Origin of the sequence: Clostridium sp. N3C, from assembly GCF_900095445.1 — a bacterium.
GTDB lineage: Bacteria > Bacillota > Clostridia > Clostridiales > Clostridiaceae > Clostridium_AU.
This window is the reverse complement of the sequence record NZ_FMJL01000012.1, coordinates 52,532-65,328: the sequence shown is the minus strand read 5'-3', so window position 1 is coordinate 65,328 and position 12,797 is coordinate 52,532. Positions and strand designations below refer to the sequence as shown.

The 12,797-nt window shown below is 31.5% G+C and carries 13 protein-coding genes and 2 tRNA genes; 2 read left to right on the top strand and 13 right to left on the bottom strand.

The features are described 5' to 3' along the window. Positions 1-2: 2 nt before the first annotated feature. From N3C_RS05815 to N3C_RS05790, 6 genes are all read right to left on the bottom strand, one after another. Positions 3-911 carry a PSP1 domain-containing protein gene (locus tag N3C_RS05815; protein WP_074365112.1) on the bottom strand — a complete coding sequence of 303 codons (909 nt, stop codon included), beginning with the start codon at positions 909-911 and terminating at the stop codon, positions 3-5. 65 nt (positions 912-976) lie between these two features. Beyond that, positions 977-1,921, bottom strand: coding sequence for a DNA polymerase III subunit delta' (locus N3C_RS05810; protein WP_074365111.1), 945 nt, complete (start codon positions 1,919-1,921; stop codon positions 977-979). 59 nt (positions 1,922-1,980) lie between these two features. After that, complete coding sequence (locus tag N3C_RS05805) at positions 1,981-2,310, bottom strand: cyclic-di-AMP receptor (RefSeq protein ID WP_074365110.1); 330 nt, start codon at positions 2,308-2,310, stop codon at positions 1,981-1,983. 97 nt (positions 2,311-2,407) lie between these two features. Next, a complete protein-coding gene (locus N3C_RS05800; RefSeq protein WP_074365133.1) occupies positions 2,408-3,088 on the bottom strand; it encodes a dTMP kinase in 681 nt (226 codons plus the stop codon). A 19-nt stretch (positions 3,089-3,107) separates the two neighbouring features. Further along, complete coding sequence (locus N3C_RS05795) at positions 3,108-4,541, bottom strand: aminotransferase class I/II-fold pyridoxal phosphate-dependent enzyme (protein WP_074365109.1); 1,434 nt, start codon at positions 4,539-4,541, stop codon at positions 3,108-3,110. A 44-nt stretch (positions 4,542-4,585) separates the two neighbouring features. Then, positions 4,586-4,798 (bottom strand): sigma factor G inhibitor Gin, encoded by a 213-nt coding sequence (locus N3C_RS05790; RefSeq protein WP_074365108.1) that lies wholly within the window; start codon positions 4,796-4,798, stop codon positions 4,586-4,588. A gap of 259 nt (positions 4,799-5,057) precedes the next feature. Between N3C_RS05790 and N3C_RS05785 the strand changes: the two genes are divergently transcribed. After that, complete coding sequence (locus tag N3C_RS05785) at positions 5,058-6,218, top strand: zinc-binding metallopeptidase family protein (RefSeq protein ID WP_074365107.1); 1,161 nt, start codon at positions 5,058-5,060, stop codon at positions 6,216-6,218. 103 nt (positions 6,219-6,321) lie between these two features. Further along, entirely contained in the window at positions 6,322-7,266 is a 945-nt protein-coding gene (locus N3C_RS05780; protein ID WP_074365106.1) for a magnesium transporter CorA family protein, read from the top strand. A 145-nt stretch (positions 7,267-7,411) separates the two neighbouring features. On the opposite strand, the gene N3C_RS05775 is transcribed toward N3C_RS05780, so the two are convergent. The 7 genes from N3C_RS05775 to murD form a co-directional block, all read right to left on the bottom strand. Continuing rightward, positions 7,412-7,921 carry a TM2 domain-containing protein gene (locus N3C_RS05775; RefSeq protein WP_207648608.1) on the bottom strand — a complete coding sequence of 170 codons (510 nt, stop codon included), beginning with the start codon at positions 7,919-7,921 and terminating at the stop codon, positions 7,412-7,414. A gap of 293 nt (positions 7,922-8,214) precedes the next feature. Continuing rightward, positions 8,215-8,288: transfer RNA gene (locus N3C_RS05770), tRNA-Cys, on the bottom strand. Positions 8,289-8,293: 5 nt separating this feature from the next. Continuing rightward, positions 8,294-8,369: transfer RNA gene (locus N3C_RS05765), tRNA-Phe, on the bottom strand. 414 nt (positions 8,370-8,783) lie between these two features. Beyond that, positions 8,784-9,575: a ParA family protein gene (locus N3C_RS05760; protein WP_074365105.1), complete on the bottom strand. Its 792-nt coding sequence runs from the start codon at positions 9,573-9,575 to the stop codon at positions 8,784-8,786. Positions 9,576-9,859: 284 nt separating this feature from the next. Continuing rightward, positions 9,860-10,531 (bottom strand): metallophosphoesterase family protein, encoded by a 672-nt coding sequence (locus N3C_RS05755; protein ID WP_074365104.1) that lies wholly within the window; start codon positions 10,529-10,531, stop codon positions 9,860-9,862. A gap of 177 nt (positions 10,532-10,708) precedes the next feature. Then, positions 10,709-11,206: a shikimate kinase gene (locus N3C_RS05750; protein WP_074365103.1), complete on the bottom strand. Its 498-nt coding sequence runs from the start codon at positions 11,204-11,206 to the stop codon at positions 10,709-10,711. 144 nt (positions 11,207-11,350) lie between these two features. Further along, a complete protein-coding gene (gene murD, locus N3C_RS05745) occupies positions 11,351-12,727 on the bottom strand; it encodes a UDP-N-acetylmuramoyl-L-alanine--D-glutamate ligase (RefSeq protein ID WP_074365102.1) in 1,377 nt (458 codons plus the stop codon). Positions 12,728-12,797 lie beyond the last annotated feature (70 nt).

Sequence of the window (12,797 nt, the reverse complement as noted above, 5' to 3'; positions counted from 1 at the left end):
CCTCAATTCTCCTCAAAAAGGCCTTTCACATCTTCTTCTTGAATATCATCATCAATTTCTATTTTAATTTCTTCCTCAGTAATGGTATCTTCATAACTACCAGATACTAATGTAACATCATGAATACTAAATTCCTCTATTAAATCCTCACTATCTGGATTACTAATCTTTACTTTAACCTTTTCTCTTACAACACTATTAGATATAACTTCTCCTCTTCCACTAGGTGTATCTATTATAGAACCCTCCTTAGGAAGTTTTCTTCTTATTTGCTCATAAGTTCTCTGTTCATAATTTAAACAGCACATCAATCGGCCACATATACCTGAAATCTTTGTAGGATTTAAAGATAAATTCTGTTCCTTTGCCATCTTAATAGAAACAGAGGCAAAATCTCCTAAGAAAGATGAACAACATAAGGCTCTGCCACAGGGCCCTAATCCGCCAACCATCTTAGCTTCATCTCTAACACCTATCTGCCTTAATTCTATTCTAGTCTTAAATATAGCCGCAAGATCCTTTACCAATTCTCTAAAATCAACTCTACCATCAGCGGTAAAGTAAAAAATAACTTTATTATTATCAAAGGTATATTCTACATCTATTAATTTCATTTCCAAATTGTGCTCAGCAATCTTATTTAAGCATATATCAAAGGCTTTTTTCTCTTTTTCCTTATTTTCATAATGTATTTTAACATCTTCTTCTGTAGCCTTTCTTAATACACTTTTAAGAGGAGCTACCATTTCTTCTTCACCAATTTCTTTAGGGCCTATAACACATTGGCCAAATTCAATACCTCTAGCAGTTTCTACTATAACATTATCACCTTTATTTATATCAATATCTGCAGGATCAAAATAGTATATCTTTCCAGCTTTTTTAAATCGTACTCCAACTACTTTTACCATATTAACCTCCAGTTGAGCCTTTCAAAATATTTTGATTTCCTAACACTTAATTAATCTATTGAATACTAAGAATTTAGCATTGTTGCTAGCATTACATCAAAGGTTAGTGAAGGATTTACATTACTGTTTAAATTACTTCTTACATCTTTTATTATCCCAATAACCGCCTCTAACTTTTTATATGAGAAAAAAGCAGAGGCATCCTCTACAAAACTAGCTTTATCCTTATTCATCAATAAATTTAATTTTCCCGTATCCTTATAAATTATTATGTCTCTTATATAGGAGAGAATTGTATCCAATACCTCATCACTATAATCTTTATACTTTAATAAAAACTTGCTGTACTCTTGAAATTTTTCTTCAGAAATCCTGTTCATATCAAGTATCATCTGAGCTGATGTATTTCTAATATCATTAAAATCTTCGTTTTCCATAAAAAGCTGGCATCTTCCTGGAATGCCATTAGAAAAAGCCAATAGTGTTTTCTTTTTGTTTTCCTCTAAGCCTGGATAAACTTTATTAATAAACTCCTCCATCTCTAAAGAAGTCAAACTATTCAGCTTATGTATCTGACATCTTGATTTTATGGTATCCAATATAGCTTCGTTATTTTCAACTAAAAGAAATATGTACACTCCCTTTGGCGGCTCCTCAATGGTTTTTAAAAAGGCATTTTGAGCCTGAGTGGTTAACTTATCTGTATTATGAACAATTATTACTTTTTTATCTCCTTCATAGGGTCTTTTATTTACTTCCTCTATTACATTTCTTATTTCATCTACTCCTATTAGCTTTTTCCCTTTTAGAATTCTATATTCCAAAATATCAACATATTGCTTTATTTCAGTTTTACCAAGAATCTTAACAGCGGCCTCTTTAGCTATTAAGCTTTTGCCAATGCCGTCATCGCCAACAAGCAGGTGTGCATGAGATAAAGCCCCTTGTCCTATAGCATTATGAAAGTATTGTCTTATCAGTTCATGCCCTATTATTTTATTATTACTCATGTCATCACCCCTTGTAAATTTGCTTATTAACCCTTTCTATATATAAATCACTTTATGTACTAGTAACGAATAAATTTATCCACATCTATTACAAATACTGTTGCTCCTCCTACCTGTACTTCCACAGGATAAGGTACATACATACCAGTAGATCCTACTATAGGAGAAGGAGATGTAGCAACCTGTTTTCTTGTTTTGCAAATATTTTCGATAAATCCTAATGCGCTATCTAATTTTTCCTCTTCTACGCCTATCATTAATGTGGTATTACCGGATTTTAGAAATCCACCGGTAGTTGCTAATTTTGTAACTCTAAAGCCTTCATCTGTTAAACAATCTATTAAGTCCCCTGCATCATCATCTTGAACAATTGCTATTATAAGTTTCATATAATCCCTCCTTATATGCTACACCTATTAATATTTTATCACATATGTATTAGGTAAAATAGTAATTTATAAAATTTACCCAAACAGCTTATGGACATCATTTTTCAAGAATCTTTCTTAAATTTTCATAGATCTTTTCATGGATTTCATCAATGGAATACATAGTATTATTCTTTACACAATTTATTCTTATCCATTTGTATTTTTCAGCAATTTTTTTAGCATTATTATATGAATTCTGAAGAAAATCTATATTACTTTCATGAATATCTTTTTTATCTTCACCAGTGAATTTATTTAAACGTTCTTCCATAAGCTTTCTACTATATTCTGCCGGTACATCTAAGAAAACTACTGCATCTGGTACAGGCAAACCGAATAAATTAAATTCATAATCCCATAACCAATTTAAGAATTTTTCTTTTTCTTGATCATCCTCAATCTTTGCTGCTTGGTGTACCATATTTGAGGTAGTATAGCGATCACTTAGGATAATTCCACCTTCTTCATAGAAGTCCTTCCATTTCATAACATAGGAAGCATATCTATCAACGGCATAAAAAGAAGAGGCTACATAAGGATTAACCGCATTAGGATCACTGCCAAAACTACCATTAAGATACATTTTAATAAGAGCAGAAGAGTCACTATCATAATCAGGAAACTCTACTTTTTTAACCTTATACCCCTCTTGCTGTAAACGATGAAATAACTTTAAGCTTTGGGTAGCCTTTCCACTACCATCTGAACCATCTATTATAATTAATTTTCCCTTCATTATAAATAAACCTCTTTTCTCATCTTTTAACAACCTTTATCTTATTTCCTTCAAATCCTAATATTGTAACTCCATTTCTTATACAATATTGTATCATATTCACAGTAAATTTATCTATAATTTCCCCCATCATTATTAAAGGAATACCCGGTGGATAAGGTACTATATTAGCAGCACTTATTCTACCCACGCTATCATTAAGATTCATCTCTTCCACTTCACTTTCTAAAGCTTCCCAAGGCAAAAGACCAACCTCTGGTAAATTACTTTTCCAATTCATATGAAAATCTACTTTAAACTTATCCAAAGGACACTGTTTCAAAGCATCATACAACCTTTTATAATCCTCTAAACTATTAAAAGGTGAAGCAATAAGCACCAGATTATACCCATCGCTCATCTCACATTGAAGGCCTTTTTCTCTTAAATAATCAAGTATAAGGTGGGCACTATATCCCTCATCCACATGGATAACCAATCGGCTTCGATCCATTTTTAGTTGACACTTAGGATATTCTTGGTGTATATCCTCCTCTTTCCAAACAGAAAAACCTTGTAACTTATCTATTTTTTCGCCATATTTCTCTACTAAACTAATACAGTTTTCAAACTCTTCTTTTCCATACTCACTTAAATAAAATCTTGCATAATCCATAGATGCCATAAAAATGTAGGATGGACTGGTCGAGGAAAAGGCGCTTAAGTAAAATTTTACCTTATTCTTATCCACATCTCTACCAAGGTGTAGGTATGCCGTTTGAGTTAAACTTGGCAGGGTTTTATGCGCACTCATTACCGCCATATGTGCTCCTAGCTTCATAGGGTTTTCAGGCAACATTTCACTTATTCCAAAATGAGCTCCATGAGCACAATCTATCAATACCTTTATACCTTTTTCCTTGCACTTTTCTATGATAGTAGCCAAATCACAAGCCGTTCCATAATAATTAGGATAGGTTAATATTATACCTTTAATATCACTGTGCTTTTCTATAAGCCGTAAAAAATGCTCCATATCTATAGATATGGGAGCATTATATATACTACTATAAAGATTCTTTATATAAATAGGTTGTAACTTTCGCAATATTATAGCATTAAATATGGACTTATGGCAGTTTCTTTCAACCAGAATTTTATCTCCTTCCTTAAAGGTTGAAAAAATCATTACCAAGTTGCCACTGGTACTACCATTTACCAGAAAATAAGATTCCTCACTACCATATAATTCTTTAAGTAAATTCTGTCCTTCTTTAATAATGCCCTTTGGGTCATGATAATTATCCAAGCCTTCTACTTCTGTTATGTCGCCATGTACCATGATTTTTTGAAGGCCCGTACCTTCTTCTCTATTCATAAAGGCTCTTCCACCCTTATGCCCCGGCATTGAAAAAGGTGCATTATTTTCCTTTATATAATTTAACAATCCTTCTACTACTGGTAAGTTCTTCAATTAAATTCCGACCTTTCCTAATAAAAAGTGTATCAAAAAACGCTTTATCTATAGCTTTCTGTTTTATGGATTCTTCCATCCTTTAGTAATAAATCTACTAAGTTTTTTTTAATGCAATCTCTATAGTAATTATAAAAATCTGTATCTACCTTTGAGTTTACCACTCGACTTTCACAAGGCTTGCATATGATTCTCCCATTGATAATTATACCATTACTTAATTCCTTTCTACAAATAATACATCTTTGTTTTGTCATAAGCTTACACTCACCCTTCCTTTAAAATAATTATATCTAGAAGGGTGATATGCACCTCCTTAACACATGTTTAAACTGTTTAAATTATTGCCTCATATACTATATTGTATTCAGGAAAGTAGCAAAATTTATTTTGTCCACCTTTTTAAAATTAAGTTTTTTTCAATCATAAGAAATACGTATTCAATTATCATATTTGGGAAAAATAATTTTATAATTCTTTTAAGAAATAGATAATACTTATTATTTGGAGGACTTTATGAAACAAGAAATTATATCATACTTAAACAGCATTAAGTCTGAAATTTACAATATAACTAAGTTTCTTTATGATAATCCAGAGGAAAGCTATAAGGAAGAAAAAGCTTCAGCATATTTAACCAAAATATTAATCGATAACAGCTTTAAGATAACAAATAATTTTTTGGATATCTCTACAGCCTTTTATGCTGAATATGGAAAAGACTATCCAAAGATCTGTTTTCTTTGCGACTTAGATGCAGATCCATTGAAGGGACATATTCATGGTCATAACTTAAGCACCGCTATATCCTGTAGTGCTGCTTTGGCCCTTTCAAAGGTTATAGATAAAACTGGTGGCACTGTAATCATTCTAGGTTGCCCTGGCGAATATAGAGGTGGTTCTAAAGTTACCATGTCAAAGCAAGGAGTTTTTAATGACATAGATGTAGCTATGATGGTACATCCAGATATACTTACTGCGGAAGGTGGTACTTCAAAGGCAGTCTTACCCCTAAGCATTAAATTTTCAAAGGCATCTGGTACTCTTTGCTTAAAATCCAATTGTATATCCTCTATAGATGCTAGTCTTTTTATCCTAAATAATTTGAATTTATTAATAAAGAGCTATAAGGATGCTTTACAAATCGACGCTATATTAAACAATCATAGTAATACGCCATCTCTTCCTAAGGATGTTTCTGAAATAAAGCTATATATAAGGGCTAATAATTATACCATTGCTGAAGATGTTGAAAGTAAAATTAAAAGATTGGTTGAAACCGCTTCCTTTATAGCAAATGTAAGCTCCGAAATTAAAATTTATCAACTCCCCTATAGCGAGATGATTACAAACAAAACCTTATCTCGTATCTTTAGCCATAATCTCAAGGAGCTTGGTATTATTGACAGTTGTGGGATTTATGATATAGAGCAAGGCTTAAGTATGGGAAATGTCAGTCATTGTACTGCAAGCATTCATCCTTATATTCAAATCACAGAAAAAGATGATATACCCTATGGTACAGAGGATTTTGCCCTTGCTACCTTGTCTGATTTTGCACAAGCTAGAGCAATAGATGCTGCCTCCGCCTTAGCCTTAACCGCCCTTGATATTATTCAGAAGGAAAATATAATTTCAGAAATTAAAGAAGAATTCTATAACGAAGTAAAAAAATAGAGAGGGCAACTCTCTATTTTTTATGTGTTTAATTTTTCCTGTACACCCTTCAAATTAAAATGTATAATAAGGTTTGTAAAAAAAGATTTAGGAGGTGTGTCCTATGATTAACATTTATAAGAGCATAAGTGATAGCAATAATTCACTACAGAAAATAGATAGCATAGAAAATGGCTGTTGGATAAACCTCGTATCTCCTACAGACCAAGAGCTATTATTAGTTTCAAAAAAGACCGGGGTTCCAATAGAATTTTTAAGAGCACCTCTAGACGATGAAGAGACCTCCCGTCTCGACATAGAAGATAGCAACGTACTTGTTATTGTTGACATTCCTTTTACAGAAATGGAAGAAAACTCATTAACCTATGATACTTACCCTCTAGGAATAATTCATACAGAAAACGAGATTATTACCATATGCTTAAAAAACAGCAAAATTCTTACCGACTTTGTAGAAGGAAAGGTAAAATCCTTCTTCACATTTAAGCGTTCTAGATTCATTTTGCAGATACTAAATAGAATTGCAACATACTATTTGCTATATCTAAGGCAGATAGATAAGAAAAGCCTTATGGTTGAAAAAAGACTACACAAATCTATGAGAAATAAGGAGTTAATTCAACTTCTTTCCCTGGAAAAATCCCTGGTGTATTTTTCCACTTCTCTTAAATCCAATGAAATTACACTAGAAAAAATGATGAAACTAGACTTTATAACTAAATATGAAGAAGATAGAGACGTACTAGAAGATGTTATTATAGAAAATAAACAAGCTATAGAAATGGCTAACATATACAGCAATATCCTTACTGGCACCATGGATTTCTTTGCCTCTGTAATATCTAACAACTTAAACATAGTAATGAAATTACTTGCCTCTATCACTATAGTTATGTCAATTCCAAATATGATATCTGGTCTATTTGGTATGAATGTTTCAGGAATGCCTTTAGCTACTAGTAACAATGGCTTTTGGATTATATGTGGTATCATTGGGGTTTTATGTGCAGCTACTGCCTATTACTTAAACAAGAAAGATATGTTCTAACCAATATAGGTAAAAGCACATAAAAAGAAGCATGAAGTATTTCAAAAGTGGTGAAATACTTCATGCTTCTTTTTATAATTTATTTTATGTTCACTAAAGAAACAAAGCCTTTCAATTAAGTTCCATTCCTTCATTGCTTTTTTAGTTATACATAATATATAGATGGTCTAAAAAGCAAACGAATAAAATCTATAAAAACTCCAAAGCCACATAAACCTAAAGTAAATATATAAAGAAGTCCCATTCCTACTTTTCCTTCATAAAACTTATGAGCTCCAAAAACACCTAAGAAAAGACATAATAGTAAGGCAGTGAGTTTACTTTTTGGAGTTCCAGGGTACATGTACTGATTGCCCATATTAAATGCTGCCGATACATTTGTATTTCTACTTGAATTATCATTATTAATTACAATATTAGGTTGTGAACTAGAAGTTTTAAGTTCTTCTACTTGTCTACCACATTTTACACAAATAACCGCATCCATAGGTATCTTTTCGCCACAAAACTTACAAAATTTTAGATTTTGGCTCTGCATATCAAAATTATTCATATTTTGACCCTGACCGTTAGTATACGAATTTTGCATATACTGATTCTGAACACTTTGATTAAATTCATTTGAATTATTCATTCCGGAAAATTGTCCTTCCATTATACCCCTCCATATTAAGTTGTACTTCGAAAAAATATCACCTTAATGTATATAGTTAAACTACTATACATTTAAGAACTGCCATTGATTGAAACAAAGAACCTATTTTACTTATTCTACAAGTAAACTTAAATTGCTCCATTAATATATCTATAACAATAAAATATTTTCAAAAGATAAGTTTTTATTTGCAAAACAATCATCCATGGTCTATTTTCATATAAATACCTAAGCAAACCGCCTTATCATAATTAAAAATTCCTTGAAAATTCACATTTTCAAGGAATTTTATATGGAGGCGCCACCCAGATTTGAACTGGGGATGAGGGTGTTGCAGACCCGTGCCTTACCACTTGGCTATAGCGCCATATATGGTGGCTGGACCAGGAATCGAACCAGGGACACGAGGATTTTCAGTCCTCTGCTCTACCGACTGAGCTATCCAGCCATATGTATTAAAGCCTTTAGGCTAAGGAAATAAATTTTTTGTTTTGTGTATGTTCCCCAAAGACAAGTGATATATTATCATATATATTTAATAATTTCATAAATCCATCTTCTATTTCAAGAGATTATTTCTTAAAATCTTCATCTAGCTTCTACTTATTCAAGTTTACTACTATTGATACGCCCGGATAAGTATTTGCCTATTTCCAATATGCATTCATTTTTGTAGTTTCTCAATACAAAATTAACTCCAATATTTTTAGGCTGTGGCATTTTTGCTGCAGCTATCCGGTATGGACTTTACAATTAACTGCTACTCTAACGAAAGATCTCTTTCCTAATAGATAAAAATTAATGGCTAGTTCCTTTTATCACTAGCCTAAACATATTGTCATTTTTTCACTTCTCTAACTTTTTAAACTCTACTAATTAATTCATCTACAAATGCATTATATTTATTGTAAATATCGTAATTTTTAAAAAGTATATTAACTGGTTTTCTTGACAGCTCACATTCGGATATTTTTTCATCTAACGGTATATAACTATTAAATAACAGCTTTCTAATCTCCTCTTCTTCTTGACAATATTCTACAAACTCTTTAGAAATACTACTCTTTGGATTATACTTATTTATTAAAAGCCCCTTAATATTATTTTCAATATTAAGCCTGTCTACTATATCCTCCCAAAGAGCTATAAATAGTTCCAGCCCCTTTAATGAGTTAATACCAATGTCCGATACAATGATAATAGCATCACTAACTACAAAACTATTTTGATTTATTGTTGACATACTAGGATTAGTATCGAATATTATATAATCGTATTGATTAAAAACACTGCTATATTTTCTAAAATACTTTTTCAATAGATATTCTCTACCTGGAAAACTAACAATTCTCATATCTGTTGAAGTTAAAGCCATAGACGCCCCAATTATATCTAAAGTAGGAAGTTCACGAATAGGTCCTTTTATAATAGCCCTTTCAGGATGAATTCTATCATCTTCAAATAACTCTTTAATACCAATATAACCTTCCATAGTTTCATCTATGCCGACATTGGACGTAATATTAGCCTGAGGGTCCACATCAACTATTAGAACTTTATAACCTCTTTCAGCTAATATACCACTAGTTGAAAAAACCGTGGTAGACTTTCCTGTTCCTCCTTTTAATGTTCCAAAGGTTATAATCTTTCGCATTCTATTCCCCCTTTATGAATAGGCACTTTATACCTTTTCACTCGCTTATATTCACTCTATGACCCATATTAATCTCCTTCAACCTTATGCATTTCTAGAAAAAATATCACAAATCAACCTAATACTTACTTCAAATTATATTATACTTAAAAACAGATATAAGATAAATTGATTTTTTTATCTTTTATAGTAAAGCATAACTGTACTATCTTTGCTTATTATATAACTTTTAATGGATTTTCTTATACTTTTTTAATTTTATATATAAAAAACCGGGTTATGCTTTAACCCGGTGGTATTAAATACTTCATTATTTTTTGTGATCCTGGCATATCTGAACTTACTAATTCCTTCTGAAGAATTGAATAATCATATCTCATATTTTTAAATACAAAATTTATCATACCTCCGCCAATTTCAATAACTGCAAAGTTTACTATTCCCTTAGGAGTGAAGCCTATGGATCCAGGATTCATAACCCTTCTTTCCTTCCAATAGCTTCCTAAAGCCTGTTGATGTGTATGACCCATAAACACATACTCACACTGTTCAAATTGATCTTGTTGAATATATTGTTCTGTTACAGTGTGAACCATCATAACTTTTTTTCCGTACAAATCTACCATCTTAGATTTCGGGATCTTTTTCAACCTTTCTAATCTATGGGTACCTATTTTCTCCTTAGTCCAATTTATATGCTGTACCCTTTCAACATCCTCATTTTTATCTAAAGTTTCTATTAGTTCTATCTCGTTATTCCCTAATATATTTATAAATCTCTTATCTTCCATTACCACATCAAAAACTTCTGCCGGATTAGGTCCCAATTGAAGAAAATCACCTAAATTAAGAACCATTTCTATTTCCGGCCTTGCATTCAAATAATTCATAAACACTTCTAAGGCATGAATATTTGCATGTATATCCGCTATTACTGCAACTCTACTAACTCTCATAGTAATTCTCCTTCATGTATACAATTGCACTATATATAGATCCTATCAAAAATCCTCCTCAAAAGACTCATTATATAAAGATATGTCACAAGTAATAAATATATTCTTTAAATAAACATTTCTTACCTACATTATAACATCTTATATGTAATATGTAAAAACTTCATTCATTAAAACTTAATAGTCTTTTGTACTTTTAACTATTTCCTCTACAAGCTTTTCTATGGACTTATTATTACAGTCAATTATAAGATCTGCATATTTTTCATATAAAAATATTCTTTGATTATATAATTCTCTTAAGCTTGTTTCTTTATCCATAGCAATTCCTCTTGTAGTTATATCTTTTAATCTTCTCTCAATTTCTTCGTAATCTAATTTAAGATATACTATCAATCCATTTCTTTTAAGATGCTCCATAGCTTCGTTTCCGTATACAACACTACCACCAGTTGCAATAATAGAATTAGTTATCTTTAACTCTAAAATATTCCTTTCCTCTATACGCAAGAATTCTTCTAAGCCGTACCTTTCAATTATTTCATAAAGCTTCATTCCTTCATTTTGCTGTATTACAATGTCCGTATCTACAAAAGCCTTACCAAGAGCCTTTGCTAAAAGCACTCCTAAAGTACTTTTACCAGCACCTGGCATACCTATCAAAACTATATTCATTAATATTAGCCCCTTTGTTAATTAATATATAGTCATAGTTTTACAGCTAAGTTATTTTATAAAGAGTAAGAAAAGTGGCTAAAGCCACCTTTCAATATAATGTATAATAACTTGCTTATAGCTATAATTAAACTTAGAAAAACTTTATAAGCTATTAACTATTTCTTTAAACTTATTGCCCCTTACCTCAAAATTAGGGAACATATCAAAGCTAGCACAAGCTGGTGATAAAACAACATAGTCTCCTGCTTCAGCAATCTCTTGACACTTCTTAACTGCTTCTTCTAAAGAACCTGTCATAAATATAGGTATATTTATATTTCTTTCCCTTATAACCTTTAAGAATACCTCTTTTATTTTATCTTTAGTGTCCCCTAGCAAGACTAGGCTTTTTACCTTGTCCCAACCTTTTTCAGCTAAGGGCTCAAAAGGTATATGCTTGTCATATCCTCCAGCAATCAAAATTACAGGCTTATCAAAAACAGATATAGTAGCTAAAGTTCTAGTAGGACTACTTCCTATAGAATCATTATAGTATTTTACTCCTTTAACTTCCCTTATTAACTCATTTCTATGTTCTACACCTTTAAATTCAACAGCTATCTTTTTCATTACTTCTCTTGAAACTTCGTCTTTAACTGCTAAAAATGCTGCTAAGTAGTTTTCTACATTATGCATTCCTTTAATAGTAATTTCATCTTTCTTACAAACTTCATGTCCATCTATAAATAAGGCTCCATCCTTATAAAATCCACCATCAGTTATTTCTGTTTTGCTACTGAAAAGTCTGATTTTAGCCTTCGCCTCTGTTTGGAAGGAATTGGTTATGTCGTTTTCCCTATTAAGGACTAATATATCTTCTTGCCCTTGATACCTAAAGATATTCCTTTTAGCATCTATATATTCTTCCATATCCTTGTGCATATCCAAATGGTTAGGAGTTATATTTGTTATAACAGCAACTTCTGGAGATACATTTATGGTCATTAATTGAAAAGAGGATAGCTCCAGAACAACCCTATCCTGCGGTGTAATCTCTTCAATTTTAGAAAATAAAGGTGTTCCTATGTTCCCACCTACCCAAGTTTTAAAACCTTGTTCCTTTAAAAGATTGTAAATTATAGATGTAGTTGTAGTTTTGCCATCACTGCCGGTGACAGCATAAATTTTAGCTGGACAATATCTCATAAACTCTTCCATCTCTGATGTTATATAAGCTCCCTCTGCTTTAGCTCTTTGTAGCGCTGGGCTATCGATCCTCATAGAAGGAGTTTTAAACACTACATCAAAACCCTTTAAACTATCTAAATAATTTTCTCCTAAAGAAAGCTCTACGCCTTTATTTATAAAATCTCTTCCTACATCACCCAAATCTTCTAGAGACTTTTTATCAAAGGCAGTAACCTTTGCTCCTAATTCAATTAAAAAATTAATCAACGGAATATTGCTAACACCAATGCCTACCACCGCAGTTTTTTTATTCTTAATAAAAGCCTTAAACTCTTTGAAATCCTTTTTCATATCAAACTATTCCTCCCAATCAAACCTACCTGTTTACTAATAATGTCCTTTTTATAATTTATTATAACAC